General features: G+C 59.1%; 15 protein-coding genes. 5 read left to right on the top strand and 10 right to left on the bottom strand.

The features are described from left to right. Positions 1–73: 73 nt before the first annotated feature. Positions 74–808, bottom strand: coding sequence for a class I SAM-dependent methyltransferase (locus tag ACR0CA_RS08770; RefSeq protein WP_170768995.1), 735 nt, complete (start codon positions 806–808; stop codon positions 74–76). A gap of 62 nt (positions 809–870) precedes the next feature. Between ACR0CA_RS08770 and gloB the strand changes: the two genes are divergently transcribed. The 3 genes from gloB (at position 871) to ACR0CA_RS08755 (ending at position 5,184) form a co-directional block, all read left to right on the top strand. Next, positions 871–1,638 (top strand): hydroxyacylglutathione hydrolase, encoded by a 768-nt coding sequence (gene gloB, locus ACR0CA_RS08765; RefSeq protein ID WP_480898384.1) that lies wholly within the window; start codon positions 871–873, stop codon positions 1,636–1,638. A gap of 175 nt (positions 1,639–1,813) precedes the next feature. Further along, a complete protein-coding gene (clpA, locus tag ACR0CA_RS08760) occupies positions 1,814–4,138 on the top strand; it encodes an ATP-dependent Clp protease ATP-binding subunit ClpA (protein WP_170783775.1) in 2,325 nt (774 codons plus the stop codon). Positions 4,139–4,296: 158 nt separating this feature from the next. Further along, complete coding sequence (locus tag ACR0CA_RS08755; protein ID WP_480898382.1) at positions 4,297–5,184, top strand: YHYH protein; 888 nt, start codon at positions 4,297–4,299, stop codon at positions 5,182–5,184. A gap of 19 nt (positions 5,185–5,203) precedes the next feature. Here the strand turns inward: ACR0CA_RS08755 and ACR0CA_RS08750 are convergent, their stop codons facing one another. The 3 genes from ACR0CA_RS08750 to ACR0CA_RS08740 all read right to left on the bottom strand — a co-directional run bounded on the left by ACR0CA_RS08750 (position 5,204) and on the right by ACR0CA_RS08740 (position 8,711). Further along, a complete protein-coding gene (locus tag ACR0CA_RS08750) occupies positions 5,204–6,925 on the bottom strand; it encodes a peptidoglycan -binding protein (protein WP_480898380.1) in 1,722 nt (573 codons plus the stop codon). A gap of 3 nt (positions 6,926–6,928) precedes the next feature. Beyond that, positions 6,929–8,110, bottom strand: coding sequence for a biopolymer transporter ExbB (locus ACR0CA_RS08745; RefSeq protein WP_170768990.1), 1,182 nt, complete (start codon positions 8,108–8,110; stop codon positions 6,929–6,931). Positions 8,111–8,180: 70 nt separating this feature from the next. Beyond that, complete coding sequence (locus tag ACR0CA_RS08740) at positions 8,181–8,711, bottom strand: gamma-glutamylcyclotransferase (protein WP_170768989.1); 531 nt, start codon at positions 8,709–8,711, stop codon at positions 8,181–8,183. A gap of 67 nt (positions 8,712–8,778) precedes the next feature. Between ACR0CA_RS08740 and ACR0CA_RS08735 the strand changes: the two genes are divergently transcribed. Continuing rightward, the gene (locus tag ACR0CA_RS08735) at positions 8,779–9,780 is read left to right on the top strand and encodes a DUF2125 domain-containing protein (protein WP_480875649.1); all 1,002 of its coding nucleotides are present in this window, start codon (positions 8,779–8,781) and stop codon (positions 9,778–9,780) included. On the opposite strand, the gene ACR0CA_RS08730 is transcribed toward ACR0CA_RS08735, so the two are convergent. The 4 genes from ACR0CA_RS08730 to ACR0CA_RS08715 form a co-directional block, all read right to left on the bottom strand. Beyond that, complete coding sequence (locus ACR0CA_RS08730; protein ID WP_170768987.1) at positions 9,777–10,586, bottom strand: extensin-like domain-containing protein; 810 nt, start codon at positions 10,584–10,586, stop codon at positions 9,777–9,779. The genes ACR0CA_RS08735 and ACR0CA_RS08730 overlap by 4 nt on opposite strands. A 2-nt stretch (positions 10,587–10,588) precedes the next feature. Then, positions 10,589–11,503, bottom strand: coding sequence for a prephenate/arogenate dehydrogenase family protein (locus ACR0CA_RS08725; RefSeq protein WP_170768986.1), 915 nt, complete (start codon positions 11,501–11,503; stop codon positions 10,589–10,591). Then, on the bottom strand, positions 11,500–12,585 hold the full coding sequence (hisC, locus tag ACR0CA_RS08720) for a histidinol-phosphate transaminase (RefSeq protein WP_170768985.1): 1,086 nt from the start codon (positions 12,583–12,585) through the stop codon (positions 11,500–11,502). Before hisC ends, ACR0CA_RS08725 begins: the two co-directional genes overlap by 4 nt. A gap of 65 nt (positions 12,586–12,650) precedes the next feature. Then, entirely contained in the window at positions 12,651–14,066 is a 1,416-nt protein-coding gene (locus ACR0CA_RS08715; protein ID WP_480898375.1) for an aminotransferase class V-fold PLP-dependent enzyme, read from the bottom strand. A gap of 102 nt (positions 14,067–14,168) precedes the next feature. Between ACR0CA_RS08715 and ACR0CA_RS08710 the strand changes: the two genes are divergently transcribed. Continuing rightward, entirely contained in the window at positions 14,169–14,630 is a 462-nt protein-coding gene (locus ACR0CA_RS08710; protein ID WP_170788153.1) for an Lrp/AsnC family transcriptional regulator, read from the top strand. A gap of 5 nt (positions 14,631–14,635) precedes the next feature. Here ACR0CA_RS08710 and ACR0CA_RS08705 read toward each other — a convergent pair whose 3' ends face one another. Together ACR0CA_RS08705 and rpsD are read right to left on the bottom strand one after the other, a co-directional pair. Beyond that, a complete protein-coding gene (locus tag ACR0CA_RS08705) occupies positions 14,636–15,124 on the bottom strand; it encodes a hypothetical protein (RefSeq protein WP_480898373.1) in 489 nt (162 codons plus the stop codon). 146 nt (positions 15,125–15,270) lie between these two features. Continuing rightward, positions 15,271–15,891: a 30S ribosomal protein S4 gene (gene rpsD, locus ACR0CA_RS08700; RefSeq protein WP_170325974.1), complete on the bottom strand. Its 621-nt coding sequence runs from the start codon at positions 15,889–15,891 to the stop codon at positions 15,271–15,273. Positions 15,892–15,983 lie beyond the last annotated feature (92 nt).

Raw genomic sequence — 15,983 nt, 5'->3', positions numbered from 1 at the left:
GTAGGTTTTTGCGATTCCTGAGGCGTTTTTGCCGCGTTTTCCCGCTTTGACGTGGCGTAAAAGCAAGCAAGAGCTAGGCGGGCTTCAACAGACCGTCTAGTGCCTTGATCGGACGACGGACAGGATCCTTGGTGACGCTGCCGCTTGGGGGTCGAATATGCTTTGTTGCTTCGACCATCAGAACACCTCCAGCCATGACGGTGGGTATCCGCTGGCCCGTCTTTTCAATCAGATTGCCCGACTTGAGCCAGAACCGCCGGAACGAGGGAGGCAAATACAATGCTGAGCAATGGCTTTCCGGTTCAAAATGATGCGCCCGGAGCTGGTTTTCTAGCTGCGATGCTGAATACGGACGTCCAAAGCCAAACGGCGTCCGATCCGTCCGTGACCACAATCCCGCGCGGTTGGGCACAATAAAGAACGCGCGCCCACCAGGGCCCAGAACCCGCCAGCATTCATTTAACAGTTCGCTTGGCCGCTGCGAGGTCTCAAGCCCGTGCATCACCACCAGCTTGTCCACGTGCCCGGTCTCTATCGGCCACATCGTCTCTTCCGTCAGGACCGAGACATTGGGCATCCCCGCGGGCCACGGCATAACGCCTTGCGGCCCAGGCATCAGCCCAATCACCCGCCGGGCATCTGCCAGGTAAGGGCGCAGCAAGGGTACGGCAAAGCCAAACCCGGCGACTGTCTGGCCTTTGGCTTCGGGCCATTGTTCGATCAACCGGCCCCGGATCGCCGCCTGCGCCGCACGCCCCAATGTGCTGCGGTAGTAGAAATTCCTCAGATCCTGCACATCAAGATGCATTGCGGACACCCGGTCAATCGGCTTAGCTTCGGCGCAGTCTAGCAACGAAAGGGCAAAAGGCCATGCCTCTTGAAATCGTCACCATTCCATGTCTCAGCGATAACTACGCTTTTCTGGCGCATGACGCCGCAAGCGGCAACACCGCTTTGATCGACGCGCCCGAAGCAGGACCCATTGTGGCCGAGCTGGACCGGCGCGGCTGGACGCTCAGCCACGTGTTGTTGACTCATCACCACTATGACCATGTGGACGGCTTGCCGGCCATTCTGGAAAAGCACACCGCCAAAGTGATCGGGGCCGCTGCCGACGCGCACCGCTTGCCACCATTGGATCAACAAGTCAGCGATGGCGATACGTTTGAACTGGGCGGAGAGCAAGTTCAGGTGTTGGATGTCTCAGGCCATACGGTCGGACATATCGCGTTTTACATGCCCCAAAGTGCTGCCGTTTTTACCGCAGACAGCCTGATGGCCCTCGGCTGCGGGCGTCTGTTCGAAGGCACAGCGCCTCAAATGTGGGCCTCCCTGTCGAAATTGGCCGCCCTGCCCGACGATACTGTGGTGTGTTCAGGTCACGAATATACACAATCGAACGCCAAGTTTGCCCTGACGGTGGATCCGGACAATGCGGCGTTGCAGGATCGCGCTGCTGATATCGACCGCGCCCGGGCGGCGAATGAACCAACGGTGCCCTCGACATTGGCTTTGGAAAAGGCGACAAATCCTTTCCTGCGCGCAACAGATCCGGCGATTCAAGCGCATCTGGGCATGGCGGGCGCGGATCCGGCGGCTGTATTTGCGGAAATCCGGGCTAGAAAAGACCGCTTTTGATGCCTATTTCCCCAACTTCACAGCCACGGTCACAATAAATGTGACTGTCAAGTGAAAGAAAACCCTTGAAGCCGGGCCATGATCAACCAAACTCTAATAGTATGAGGACATGGTTGGGATGGGGATCCGGCCGAAAGCCCGCGCCCCTTCCGACCCAAGACAGAGGAGCACCCGCGTGCCTTCATTCTCGAGCACTTTAGAACAAGCCATTCACGCGGCCCTTGCGGCAGCGAACGAACGGCGACACGAATTCGCCACGCTGGAGCATCTGCTTCTGGCGCTGCTGGAAGAACCGGATGCGATCCGCGTCATGAAAGCCTGCAGCGTTGATCTTGAGGACTTGCGTAGCACTCTGGTCGAATTCATTGACGAAGATTTATCCAACCTCGTCACCGACATTGACGGGTCAGAGGCCGTGCCAACAGCCGCTTTCCAGCGCGTGATCCAGCGCGCCGCGATCCACGTGCAAAGCTCGGGCCGGACTGAGGTGACGGGCGCCAATGTTCTGGTCGCCATCTTCGCGGAACGTGAAAGCAACGCAGCCTATTTCCTGCAGGAACAGGACATGACACGCTATGACGCGGTGAATTTCATCGCTCACGGCGTCGCTAAAGACCCTGCTTACGGCGAAAACCGCTCAGTTTCGGGCGCGGATCAGGTTGAAGAGGAACCGCAGTCTGGCACGGGCGAAGGCGAGCAAAAAGAAAGCGCTCTTGGAAAGTACTGTGTCGATCTGAACACCAAATCCCGCGCGGGTGACGTTGATCCGCTGATTGGGCGCTCGGACGAGGTTGAACGCTGTATCCAGGTGCTTTGCCGCCGCCGCAAGAACAATCCGTTGCTGGTTGGCGATCCGGGCGTGGGCAAAACGGCTATTGCCGAAGGTCTTGCGCACAAAATCGTCGCGGGCGAAGCCCCCGATGTGCTGTCCGAGACAACGATTTATTCGCTGGATATGGGCGCGCTGCTGGCCGGTACGCGCTATCGCGGTGATTTCGAGGAACGGCTGAAGGCGGTCGTGACCGAGTTGGAAGAGCATCCAGATGCGGTGCTGTTCATTGACGAAATTCACACGGTCATCGGCGCAGGCGCCACCTCGGGTGGCGCGATGGATGCGTCGAACCTGCTGAAACCTGCACTGCAGGGTGGCAAGCTGCGCACCATGGGCTCGACCACTTACAAGGAGTTCCGCCAACACTTTGAAAAGGACCGCGCGCTCAGCCGCCGGTTCCAGAAGATCGACGTGAATGAGCCTTCGGTCGAGGACAGCGTGAAAATTCTGCGCGGCCTTAAACCGTATTTTGAAGAGCATCACGCGATCAAATACACTGCGGACGCGATCAAAACGGCGGTGGAACTGTCGGCGCGCTACATCAATGACCGCAAACTGCCTGACAAGGCTATCGACGTGATTGACGAGGCCGGCGCAGCTCAGCATCTGGTCGCGGAAAGCAAGCGCCGAAAAACCATCGGCGTGAAAGAGATTGAGGCCGTGGTCGCCAAGATCGCCCGCATCCCGCCCAAGAACGTCACCAAGGACGATGCCGAGGTTCTGAAAGACCTTGAGACCTCGCTAAAACGGGTGGTGTTCGGACAGGATGACGCCATTGTGGCACTGTCCAGCGCGATCAAATTGGCGCGCGCGGGCCTTCGTGAACCTGAAAAGCCCATCGGCAATTACCTGTTCGCAGGTCCGACCGGTGTGGGCAAAACCGAAGTGGCGAAACAGCTGGCCGATACGCTGGGTGTTGAACTGCTGCGCTTTGACATGTCGGAATACATGGAGAAGCACGCGGTCTCGCGCTTGATCGGTGCACCTCCGGGTTATGTTGGGTTCGATCAGGGTGGCCTGTTGACCGACGGCGTTGACCAGCATCCGCATTGCGTGCTGCTGCTGGACGAGATCGAGAAGGCGCACCCGGATGTGTTCAACATCCTGTTGCAGGTGATGGACCATGGTGAGCTGACCGATCACAACGGTCGCACGGTGAATTTCCGCAACGTGGTGCTGATCATGACTTCGAACGCGGGTGCACAGGAACAGGCCAAGGCCGCGATCGGCTTTGGCCGTGATCGCCGCGAAGGTGAAGATACGGCTGCGATTGAGCGGACCTTTACGCCGGAATTCCGCAACCGTCTGGACGCGGTGATTTCCTTCGCACCGCTGCCGAAAGAGGTCATCCTGCAAGTGGTCGAGAAATTCGTCCTGCAACTGGAAGCACAGTTGATGGACCGCAATGTGACCTTTGACCTGACACCCAAGGCCGCCGAATGGCTGGCGGACAAAGGGTATGACGACAAGATGGGCGCACGCCCTCTGGGCCGGGTGATCCAGGAACACATCAAGAAGCCTCTGGCTGAAGAGCTATTGTTCGGTAAGTTGGCCAAGGGTGGTGTGGTTCGCGTTTCGGTTAAGAAAGGCGATCTGAACCTGGAAATTCTGGGCCCCGATCAGCCCCGCATTCCGGGCGACAAGCCGCCGCTGCTAACAGCAGACTGATTGCACAAGCGTTTAGAAACATTGATCGCCCGGTTGCACCTGCATCCGGGCGATTTTGCATCAACGCCAGACGATTGCGCGCCCGTGGGCGCGTTTTTCGACGGAACGACTTCTCGCGCACGTTTCACAATCACCGTTGAAGCAAATTGGAGAGTCGAATGCTTAAACCCGCCGTCCTTTGGGGCTCTTCCTTAACATTTGCCGTGATCGCCACAATAACGACCGCACAACACAGGTTTCGCTATCAAGATGAAACGACAACGCGGCCACTAATTCTGCAACCGGCCACGATTGATCCGGGGGTCAGTTACGTTGATCTCACCGAAGCCAAAAATCGCGTAAGCGTTTCCGCAAATGGAATACCGGACCATCTGGTCGGTCGCTTTCCAAACCGAGGCAACCCGCACGGCCTTTCCGAGCAACGAGTCAATCTCAACGTACCCGCGCGCCCAAAACCAAGTCGCATGCCTAAGCCTCTGGAGCTGGGTTGGAATTTCGGCGTGTCGATAGACGGTGTGGTGTTTGATCCGCTGGCGGCAGAATACTGGAATGGAGATCCAAGATCGGGTTGGTCTTACAACGCACTTGGCGGTGCAATTTCGCTGGGTCTTGATGAAAACCACGCCCATGTTCTCCCCGGAGGAAAGTACCACTATCACGGTATCCCGACCGGCTTGATCGAACTATTGGAATACACGCCGACCCGACATTCGCCTCTGGTCGGATATGCCGCAGATGGTTTCCCGATCTATGCGATGACTGGTATTGAGGATGGGAACGTGACGCAAATGTCCTCATCCTACCAACTGAAGAACGGCAATCGACCCGGAGGCAGCGCACCAGACGGAAACTTTGATGGCACTTTCAATGAGGACTATGTTTACCGCGCAGGAACCGGAAATCTGGACGAATGCAACGGAGGCATCACGGTCTCACCCGAATATCCGTCTGGAACATACGCCTATTTCCTAACTGATAACTACCCGGTCATCCCACAGTGTTTCACTGGTACGCCAGACGACAGCTTTCGCTTTGGGCGTCGCTGAGCACAAGGCAAAGCGCTAGTTATCGTTCCGTCAGCTTCAGCTCGATGCGCCGGTTCTGGGCCCGTGCTTCGGGTGTGTCGGCCGGATTGACGGGCTGGAACTCTCCAAAGCCGTTTGCCGCAAGCCGGCTGGGCGGAATACCCAGCGCCTCAACCATATACAGAACCACCGACAGGGCGCGACCCTGGCTCAGTTCCCAGTTGTCACGATAGCGCCCCGACCCCGCGAGGGGGACATTGTCCGTGTGGCCGTCGACACGAATGACCCAGTTCAGCCCTTCGGGGATTTCAGCGGCCACGCTGCGTAGGATGTCGGCCACTTTGGCGACCTCGAGTTGGCCTTCGGGCGACAGCACGGCCGAGCCGGTGTCAAACAGAACCTCGGACGAAAAGACGAACCGATCCCCTTCGATCCGCACCCCGTCTTGATCCCCCAGAACATCGCGCAATCTGCCGAAGAATTCAGAACGATAGCGCTGCAAATCCTCGGCCTGCGCGGCCAGTTCCTCATTCTGGCCTGACAGAGCTTCGGCTTCAGCCTCCAGACGGGCGCGTTCGGCCTCTTCCAGCAGGCGGCGGCGACGTTCTTCCGAGGCCGCGCGGGCCAAAGCCGCGTTAAGATCCTGCCCCAGCGTTTGGATGCGGATATCGGCGGCGGCGTTGCGTTCTTCATAATCGTCCAGCAGCGCCTGCAACCCGCCCAATTGTTGACGCAGCGCAGCGAGTTGCTGGTTCAACAAAGCGGTTTGACGCTGCGCCTGCTCAGATACTTCTTTTTCAGTCGAAATCGCTTCGCGGGCCACGGCCAGCAGGGCAGCGCGCTCCTCGGCCAATGTGCGTTGTTCCTGTGCATCCGTCTGCGCCTGAGTTTGTGCGGCAAGGGCAGCCTGCAACTGCGCCTCAAGCTCTTCGGTATTCAGTTCTCCAAATTGACGCTCAAGCTCGGCACGAGCGGCTTGGGCGGCAGCCAAAAGGGTCAGCGTTTCCTCGGCCTCTTTGCGCTGCGCTTCCAACGCCAGTGTCATCGCAGTCAGCTCGGCATCGGCGTTCTGCAATCGGTCGCGCAGGTTCTCTGCCGCTGCCGCTTCGGCCAGACGGGCTGCCTCTTCGGCACTGAGTTGATCTTCAAGTTCCGTGATCAGCGCCGCCTGGGCAGTTTCGCTTTGCTCCAGATCGGCAACCAGAGCTTCCAGCGCTTCGCGGCGGGCCGCAGCCAACCGGGCGGCCTCGGCCTGTGCATCAATCTCGGCGCGACTTTGGGCCAGCGCAAGATTCAAAGCATCCTGTTCCGACAGCAACTGATCCTGTTGGTCCTGTAGCCCCTGCCGTTCCGCCTCAAGCGAGGCAATGACATCTTGCGCGCGATCCTGATCGGCCAGCAATGCCGCAACCTGCGCCTCAAAACCCGTGATCCGCGATTGCGCCTCCGAAAGGCTATCTTCGGCCTGAGCCAACTCATCTTCGGTTTCAGACAATGTCGCGTTCAGCGCCCCAAGCCGAGCTTCAAGTCGGCTGTTTTCGCGTTCTTCCAACCCCAGCGCGCCGGCCAACGCGGCAACTTCGTCAGACAGCGCTGTCAGCTCGTCTTCCTGCCCCGAAATCGTTTCCCGCAGGACGAACTGAACCACCATGAAGATCGTCAAAACGAAGGTCAAAACCATCAAAAGCCCGGTGATCGCATCCACGAAGCCGGGCCAGACCGAGCCCTGAAACCGTTGACCTGTGCGACGGGACAGGGCCATCTTTTATTCTCCGCCCGGCGTCGTGCGTACAGCACCGCGCGGCAATGTCAGGGCCTTGACCAGCAGCTCGATATCCTTGCGCATCTCGCTCATGCTTTCCTGGCGACCGGCCGAGATTTCTTCGAGGATGCGCAGCAATTGCACATCCATCGACCGCAGGCGCATCCGGCTTTCGGCGTCGATCCCGTCGCCGGTGCCCTGTTCGCGCATGTGATCCAGCAGGGCATCCTGTCCCAGCGCCACGCGTTCCAGCGCGGCGGTGACGCCTTCGTTGTCGGATTGGCGCAGGTTCATATCGGTGATCACGTCCACCAACTGACCCAGCTTGGCGGACAGCTCGGCCCGATCCCCCTCCTGTGCCGAGAACAGGTCCTGCAAGGCGTCCATCTGTTCTGACATCGTATCCAACACCGGGGACAGTACGGCCAGTTCTGCGCTGCTGCCTTCATCACCCAGCGCAAAGCCGACCCGTGTGATCGAGGACAGCCATTCCTCCATCTCGCGGTAGAACCGGTTCTGACCATGGCCCGCAAACAGCTCCAGCAAGCCGACTATCAACGACCCGGCCAGACCCAGCAACGAGGACCCAAAGGCCACGCCCATGCCCTGCAACTGCGCCTCAAGCCCAACCATCAAGCGATTGAACACGGCCAGCCCCTCTTCGCCCTCTTGCGGGTTGAGGCTGCGGATCGTGTCGACAATGGCCGGGACCGTGGTGGCGAGGCCGAAGAATGTACCCAGAAGGCCTAAGTAAATCAGGACGTTGGTGATATATCGCGTGATCTCACGCTCTTCCTCGATCCGCTCGGCCACCGAGTCCAGAATGGACCTGGTTGAACTGGAACTGATCTGAGACCGCGCGCCACGTTCACGCAGCAACGAGGCCAGCGGCGCCAGCAATTGCGGGGTGCGCGCATCTTCGCGGACGACGCCACCGACAAAAGCTTCGATCCAGCGGACCGAGCCGATTAACTGTGTCACCTGAAGAAAACAGGCCAGAACACCGATCGCAAAGACGAGCAGGATAAACCCATTGAGATACGGGTTGGCATAGAAGACCGGCAAGACATAGGGCAGCGCCATAAACACGCCCGCCCCCGCCAGACCTATAGCGATCAGCATCGTTACGATCTGACGAATGGGTTGCGAGAAATGCGGTCTCGCGCCCTGATGTGCCTGCGCCATGCGCGTGGTTCCCGGTTCTTACCTGCTCTGACAGTGAATCTAGCGAAAATCCGCCGGTGACGCCAAGGGTTTATGCGGTAATGCTACGCACCCGTTGCGCCAACCACTCAAGATCAGGGTCGCGCAGGCCAATCTCGGCCAGATGTTCGGCGGTGTTATAGAGGTATTCGGTGTTCGGCCCGCGCCCGCCCACGGCGTGGGCGATGATCTGAGCCTGTTCCTCAAGCGGCATTCCACCGCAATATTGCACGTGGTCTTTTTCGATCACATAGGTGACAGCCTCGACCGTTTCGCCGCTTTCCAGATGCACGTCCAGCATCTTCTCAACATAGGCTGACGAAATGAGCTCACGCTCGCGCAACTCGTGCAGGGTGCGGTCCTCGTGACCGGGCTCGACCGACAGGGCCAGACCCTTGCATTGGGCGCTGTCCTGTTCGTCCAAAGCCAGCACAAGGCCGGGATGATCCTCGGTCCCGCGATGGTGGATCGAGCTCATGCAGAAGGATCGGGCATATCCGTGCAACGTCGCACGCGCGCTGCGGGCCACGGGAAACCCCGGATTCCACAACAGCGATCCATATCCGAATACCCACATCGTCATAGCTCTGGTCCTTGCCCGTTTGCGCCTATAAACATCAATTCAGGTGCGGGAAAAAGGGCGAACTGCCATGCGCGGGCTGATACGGCTAGTCATTGTCATAACTGTGATCTGGAGCGCATATTGGTTTGTCGCCGGTTTTGGCTTGCGCAATGCCATCACTGCGTGGTTCGACGGACAACAGGACCGGGGTTGGCAGGCTGAGTATTCGCAGGTCGCCACCGCAGGGTATCCGTTCAACCATGTCACCCGTCTGGACAATCCCGCGCTGGCCGATCCGGTCAACGGCACCGCCTGGAGCGCGGATTGGATCGAATTCCAAAGCCCCGCCATCTGGCCCGGCCAGCAAATGCTGCGATTTGCCGACACGCCGCAGCGGTTATCGTATTTCGACCAAACCTCGACCATCACGGCGGCGGATTTGGTGGCAGAGTTGCAACTGCAACCCGGTATTGCGCTGGTGCTTGAGAAGATGGCGCTGACTTCCGGGTCGTGGTCAATCGCTGACGACGGAGAAGCGCAAGCGGCGGGCGAGACGCTGCAGCTGATCATGGCGCAGACAGCAAGCCCTGAGACCTATGCCATCAGCGCCCGGATTGACGGTTTCACCCCCGGTGACGACTTGCGCGAGCTCATGCGCTCGGCCACCACTCTGCCGCAATCCTTTGAGACGCTCGAACTGGACATGACGACCGTGTTCGACAAGCCATGGGACCGGTCCGCGCTGGAACAGGGTCGCCCGCAACCCACCAGAATTGATCTGCGGCTGGCCGAGATGAAATGGGGGGCCCTTCGTCTTTTTGCGGCCGGAGAACTAGATGTGGACGCGCAAGGCATCCCCACCGGAGAGATCGCCATAAAAGCCGAGAACTGGCGCGATATGATCGCCATGGCCAACGCGGCTGGCGCATTGCCTGATCAAGCCGTCGACCCGGTGACGCGCGCGCTGAACTTCATGGCCGGACTAGGCGGAAACCCCAATGCGTTGGATTTGCAGTTGAATTTCCGAGACGGCTTCGTTGCGGTCGGCCCCCTGCCCCTTGGCCCAGCCCCGCGGCTAATTCTACGTTAACGGCAATACGGACCCCGTCTGTGGCGTGCCGTATCCAGATGGAAATGATCCCGGTGGTAGCGGTCCGAGTTTGGCCCCAACACCGTACCAAACGGCCCGCACGCGCCGCGCCAGATTTTGGTCAGTTGTTTCTTTGACGGGTTCTTGCGCCAGCCGTTTAGAACCGTCACCAGCTCACCGTCCGCCATTCGAAAACCCGAGATATCAATCGCGCGCCCCTTGCCATGCTCGGATATCCGCGCGCCTTTCTGATTGTTTCGTGTTCTGCAGGCATAGTGGGCGGCGACTTGTAGTTCGACCACCGGACCGCGGCGTTTGAAGGTTGGCTTGACCGATTTATCGACCCATTTGTTCAGCGCAATGGCAGTTCCGCAATCCATCGTAGACGGGCGGCTGAGTTTGACACCGGCGACCGAAGTAATCTGCACCGCGTCCTGGATCCCGCAGGCCTTGATCTTGCCAGGAACCTGCCCCACCGGTTTGCCTTGAATGTCGATATCCCCGCAGACCGAACCCTTGCGCAGCTTGCGTTTCTTGAACAGCGCCTCCTGTTCCAGAGCTTTCGGGCGCAGATAAGGCATCAAGGATGTGTCCGGCCCCAGGAACGGCAGCGCAGTCGGGCGCGCAGCGACGGCCAGAACCTGTGCTGAAACAGGACGCAACACGGGGCGAAGCTTTGTGGGGCCAACAACCTGCTCGACCGATGGCCGCGCCACGGGAATCAATGACTGTTCCGGCGCTGCCTGCGCTGTTGAAGCCAAGGCCCCAACAAGCGCAAAAGCAATGGTCCGCCGGATCGCCCTCATGGCTAGGATTTCCCCCGGCCGAAATCCGGCGCATCCGTATCCTGGCCTGCGTCGATGATCCCACGCCGGATCGCGCGGGTGCGTGTGAAATAGTCGAATAGCTGTTCACCATCTCCGGTTCGGATGGCCCGCTGTAAGGCGAACAGTTCCTCTGTGAACCGGCCAAGAATTTCCAAAGTCGCGTCCTTGTTGGTCAGAAACACGTCGCGCCACATGGTCGGGTCCGAGGCCGCGATCCGCGTGAAATCCCGGAAACCGGCAGCCGAATATTTGATAACCTCGCTATCCGTCACCCGGCGCAGGTCATCGGCCACACCGACCATCGTGTAAGCGATCAGATGCGGTGCGTGGGACGTAACGGCTAGCACCAGATCGTGGTGGTCGGCGTCCATCTCATCGACGTTCGATCCCATCCCCTCCCAAAGCGCACGCAAGCGCGCGACGGCGGCGGGGTCGGTGCCTTCAACCGGCACCAAAAGACTCCAACGATTGTCGAACAATTCGGCAAAACCGGATTCTGGGCCCGAGTGTTCCGTCCCGGCCAGCGGGTGCGCGGGGATGAAATGCACGCCCTCGGGGATATGTGGCGACACCGCCTCGATCACATGACGTTTGACCGAACCCACGTCAGACACCGTCGCGCCCGGTTTCAGCATTGGTGCGATATCTGCGGCCACCGCACCCATCGCGCCGACCGGAACACAGAGAACGACAAGATCGGCGCCCTCCGCCGCATCTTGGGCGGTATCGCACACCCGGTCGCAAAGACCGATCTTGCGCGCGGTGTCGCGCGTCGCCTTGGACCGCGCGTATCCCGTCACTTCCCCCGCTAGCCCGGCGCGTTTGATGGCCCAGAACATGGACGAGGCGATCAGCCCCAGCCCGATCAGTGCAACACGGTCGTAGATCTGGCTCATGCTGCGCCCTCTTTGAATGCGGAGATTGCCGCAACGACCCGGCGGCAGGCGTCTTCATCGCCCACGGTGATGCGCAGCGCATTTGGCAAGTTGTATCCCGCCACACGCCGCACGATCAAACCTTGGGTTTTCAAATAGTCGTCGCAAGCCTCAGCCTCGGCCTGATCGGTGAACCGGGCGAGAATGAAATTGGTACAGGACGCATCCGAAGGCACCCCGATCTTGGCCAGTTCGTCGGACAACCACACCCGCAGGCGCGTGTTTTCGGCCTGACAATGAGACAAGAACTCTTCGTCCTTAACCGCAGCTTCGGCCGCCGCCAAAGCGGTCAGTGATAAGTTAAACGGCTGACGCACTCGGTTGAGCACATCAATGATCGACTGCACGGCATAGCCCCAGCCCACGCGCATCCCACCCAGGCCGTACACTTTCGAGAACGTCCGGGTCATGATCACGTTGTCGAACCGACCCACGATGGATGCCCCACCATCAAAATCATCGACGAACTCGGCATAGGCCCCGTCGATCACCATCAGGCAACTGTCGGGCAGAGCCTCGGCTAGGCGCACAAGCTCACTTTCGGGGATCATGGTCGAGGTCGGGTTACCCGGATTGGTCACAAACACGATCCGCGTCTGATCCGTCACAGCGGCAAGGATGTTGTCAACATCCACGCGGCGGTCCTTTTCAGGCACCATCACCGGCGTTGCCCCCGCCATCCGCGCGATGATCGGGTACATGGAAAAGCCGTGCTCGGTATAGATGACCTCATCCCCCGGCCCGGCATAGGCTTGCGCCACGAATTGCAGCACCTCATCGCTGCCGACACCACAGATGATCCGCGCTGGGTCCAGCCCGTGCCGTACACCGATTGCGTCGCGCAGGGGCGCGTGGTCGGTGCTGGGATAGCGATGCAGGTTGGCGGCACTGTCGCGCACAGCCTCGATCGCCTTGGGGCTGGGACCAAACGGGTTTTCGTTGGAACTCAGCTTGATCACATGCGAAACCCCGGCCACATGCGACTGGCCGCCCTGATACAGCGCGATGTCCATAATGCCGGGTTGCGGGGTGATCTTGGTCATAAGAGGCTCCGTTGATTGGAGCCTCTCATACCTGTCTCAAGGCGTTGAGAAAAGCGGCAATTCCGTCACGCCGCTTTGAAGCGGGCGGTCGCCGGGTCGGCCGTGTAGAATGGTGCGAATTCAGCGGTGCGGCGCGACAAGTCATTGACGCTGTCGATCACGAACTGCACCGTCTGTTCGCTCATCAAATATGAGAAGTTCAACCGCACCCAACCGGGCTTCTTCATCTCTTCTCCGGCAGACAGCGCGGCGTGCAACGCCTCGGACGTGTCCCTGTCGATGCCCAACAGGCGATGCGCATAGGGCCCAGCACAGGCACAGCCGCCCCGCGCCTGAATGCCGTAGATATCGCTGAGCATACGGGTGAACAGTTGCTGATGCACCGGGTGCCCCGCGTTGTCGCGCACGAGGAAGGAGAAAATCGGCAGGCGATGTGGATTATCCACGCCCAGCAGCGTGAGGTTCGGGTTGTCCCCCCATCCCTGCAACGCCATTTGGTTATACTGTACCTCGCGTTTGGTGATCTCTTTTACGCCAACTACATCCTTGACGATAAAAGCCAGCGCCGCTCGGATATCGCCGATAACGTTGGGTGTTCCGGCTTCTTCGCGCGCGGACAGGTTAGCGCTGTAGTCATGCCGCCATGGCGACACAAAGCTGACTGTCCCGCCACCGGGCCAACTGGGACAGGTCCGACGCACGGCCTCCGTGTTGACAACCAACACGCCCGAAGCCCCCGGACCGCCTGGAAATTTATGCGGAGAGACAACTATTGCGTCCTTACGTGTATCGCCTTCCCCTATATCCATCGGCAGGTAAGGCCCACCCCCGGCATAATCCCAAACTGCCAGCGCACCATGCGCTTTCAGCAAGCGTGTCACCGGATCGGGGTCGGTGATGATGCCGGTCACGTTCGAGGCCGCTGAAAACGACCCGATGATAAGATCGGACGCAGAATGATCGACCAATATACGTTCGAGCATTTGCAGATCGACACCCCCGTCCGATGCTTCGGGGATTTCGATCACCCGCGCCTTGCTTTCGCGCCACGGCAAAATGTTCGAGTGATGCTCATACGGCCCCAACAAAACAACCGGCCGGTCCGCCTCGTTAACACCCATCAGGCTGACCAGCCGGTTGAGACCCGCAGTGGCGCCAGAGCCGGTGAAGATCACCGAATCCTCTTCCTGGGCGCCAACGATGCGGGCAATCTCTGCGCGAGCCTCTCCGCGCAGGCGCGTCATATACGCGCCGCAATACGAAGCCTCGGTGTGGCTGTTGGCATAAAACGGCAACACATGCGCAGCCACAAAATCCTCGACCTGCCGCAACGCGCGGCCCGAGGCAACGTAATCCGCATACACAAGCGGCACGTCCCCGCGCAGACCCGGAATCATGACGCCTTCTCCGATCAGCCCATCACGAAAGGGGGTTATGCAATCGGCGGATTGGATGGACGCGCGGAATTGGTTCAGGGTCATGGCTCAGGCTCCGTATTACCCTGACAATATGATTGTTATTTTTTGGATAAACTTCACATTTCTTTGGGTAGTTTTTCCATTTTTTGTGTCATATGATCTGATATGACCGAAAGAATAGATCAGATTGATCAAGGCATACTGCGCGAACTGCAAAAAGACGCGACCCTGTCACAGCGAGAACTGGCGGATCGGGTCGGCCTGTCTCAGAATGCGTGCTGGCGTAGGCTGAAGGCGCTGAACGAAAGCGGCGTCGTCACCGGGTCGACCGCCAAGATCGCGCGCGAGAAACTGGGCCTCAGCCTTGTGGTATTTGTGATGCTACGAACCCGGCATCACTCGGCCGAGTGGCTGCAGGCGTTTCGCCGCCATGTACTGACCATCCCCGAGGTTGTGGATTTTCACCGGATCGGGGGCGATTATGACTATCAGCTCAAGGTCGTGACGCAGGACATGGCATCCTATGACAAGGTGTACCAACGCCTGATCGAAAAGGTCGAACTGGACAGCGTCACGTCCTATTTCGCTATGGAAGCGATCGCCGAGGGGCGACCGCTGCCGATCTGACTGGATCACTCACCAACAATCAGCTGCAAATCCCCATCCCCGGTTACAAAACCGGTCACGAAGAAATTGCGATTTCCGGACGACACCCAAGCCCGTGTCGATTCACCCGGGATCGCAGGGGTATAGGCCAACCGCGTGTTCGACGCGAAAGCACGTGCCAACCGATTGATATCGCCAACCGTCGGCACCGGCCGGGTCGTACCATATCCACGCACGATCACCTCACAGGACCGATTTCTTGTACTGCCCCCAAGGAATTCCATCCCCCGCTCAAGTTTCGGCTCATTGGCATTGAACCCGGCACGAACCCGCGATTCTTCGAATGTCGGGGCGGTCTCGATACATCCATGTTGAAAACTCTGCAGGATACCGGTCAAAAGCGGGTCCTCGGACCGCAGCCCACTTGATGTCAGCGGTCTGGTGGCGTCGGAGCAACCGACAAGTAGAACGGCCAGCCCTGCTGCGGTCAGGATTTTCTGAAAACGTGCTGTCATAGCGGTCTCAAATTCACTGTGTTGTCTTATATGCGCTTGGTCACGGACCAAAATGTTGGAATTTCAGCGCGATGGCAACAGAACTGTGTAAACGAAAAAACCGCGCCGGATGGCGCGGTTTTCGAAACTTTCCAGATCGGCGAAGATTAGTTCTTCGCGTAGAATTCGACGACCAGGTTCGGCTCCATCATGACCGGGTAAGGCACATCGCTCAGGCCCGGTGCGCGCACGAAGGTTGCGGTCATTTTCGAGTGGTCGGCGTCGATATAGTCAGGCACATCACGCTCGGCCAGCGCAACTGCTTCCAGTACAACGGCCAGTTGCTTGGACTTGTCGCGTACTTCGATCACGTCGCCTTCTTTGACGCGGTAGCTGGGGATGTTCACTCGCTTTCCGTTCACTTTGACGTGGCCGTGGTTCACGAACTGACGTGCAGCAAACACGGTTGGCACGAACTTGGCGCGGTAAACAACAGCGTCCAGACGACGCTCCAGCAGACCGATCAGGTTTTCACCGGTGTCGCCTTTGACACGCTCGGCTTCGGCGTAGATGCGGCGGAACTGCTTCTCGGTCAGGTCGCCATAGTAGCCTTTCAGCTTCTGCTTGGCGCGCAGTTGCAGACCGAAATCCGACAGTTTGCCCTTGCGGCGTTGACCGTGCTGGCCTGGGCCGTATTCACGACGGTTGATCGGGGATTTCGGACGACCCCAGATGTTTTCGCCCATCCGGCGGTCGATTTTGTACTTGGCAGACGTGCGTTTCGTCACGGCTGATCTCCTTCTTTATGTTCGAAGGCGCTGCACTGCTACAGGAGTAGGCGCCTACTATGAAGGGCGTTGTCCTCTTGGGGTTTCCCCCA

The organism is Ruegeria sp. F12, from assembly GCF_056533885.1.
This window is presented reverse-complemented; position numbering and strand designations above follow the sequence as displayed.

Coding starts and splice junctions, on each gene's coding strand:
- hisC (WP_170768985.1), bottom strand. CDS start 12,585: ATGACCAAGATCACCCCGCAACCCGGCATTATGGACATCGCGCTGTAT.
- ACR0CA_RS08770 (WP_170768995.1), bottom strand. CDS start 808: ATGCATCTTGATGTGCAGGATCTGAGGAATTTCTACTACCGCAGCACA.
- gloB (WP_480898384.1), top strand. CDS start 871: ATGCCTCTTGAAATCGTCACCATTCCATGTCTCAGCGATAACTACGCT.
- ACR0CA_RS08725 (WP_170768986.1), bottom strand. CDS start 11,503: ATGAGCCAGATCTACGACCGTGTTGCACTGATCGGGCTGGGGCTGATC.
- ACR0CA_RS08735 (WP_480875649.1), top strand. CDS start 8,779: ATGCGCGGGCTGATACGGCTAGTCATTGTCATAACTGTGATCTGGAGC.
- ACR0CA_RS08730 (WP_170768987.1), bottom strand. CDS start 10,586: ATGAGGGCGATCCGGCGGACCATTGCTTTTGCGCTTGTTGGGGCCTTG.
- ACR0CA_RS08755 (WP_480898382.1), top strand. CDS start 4,297: ATGCTTAAACCCGCCGTCCTTTGGGGCTCTTCCTTAACATTTGCCGTG.
- ACR0CA_RS08715 (WP_480898375.1), bottom strand. CDS start 14,066: ATGACCCTGAACCAATTCCGCGCGTCCATCCAATCCGCCGATTGCATA.
- ACR0CA_RS08710 (WP_170788153.1), top strand. CDS start 14,169: ATGACCGAAAGAATAGATCAGATTGATCAAGGCATACTGCGCGAACTG.
- ACR0CA_RS08750 (WP_480898380.1), bottom strand. CDS start 6,925: ATGGCCCTGTCCCGTCGCACAGGTCAACGGTTTCAGGGCTCGGTCTGG.
- ACR0CA_RS08705 (WP_480898373.1), bottom strand. CDS start 15,124: ATGACAGCACGTTTTCAGAAAATCCTGACCGCAGCAGGGCTGGCCGTT.
- ACR0CA_RS08740 (WP_170768989.1), bottom strand. CDS start 8,711: ATGACGATGTGGGTATTCGGATATGGATCGCTGTTGTGGAATCCGGGG.
- ACR0CA_RS08745 (WP_170768990.1), bottom strand. CDS start 8,110: ATGGCGCAGGCACATCAGGGCGCGAGACCGCATTTCTCGCAACCCATT.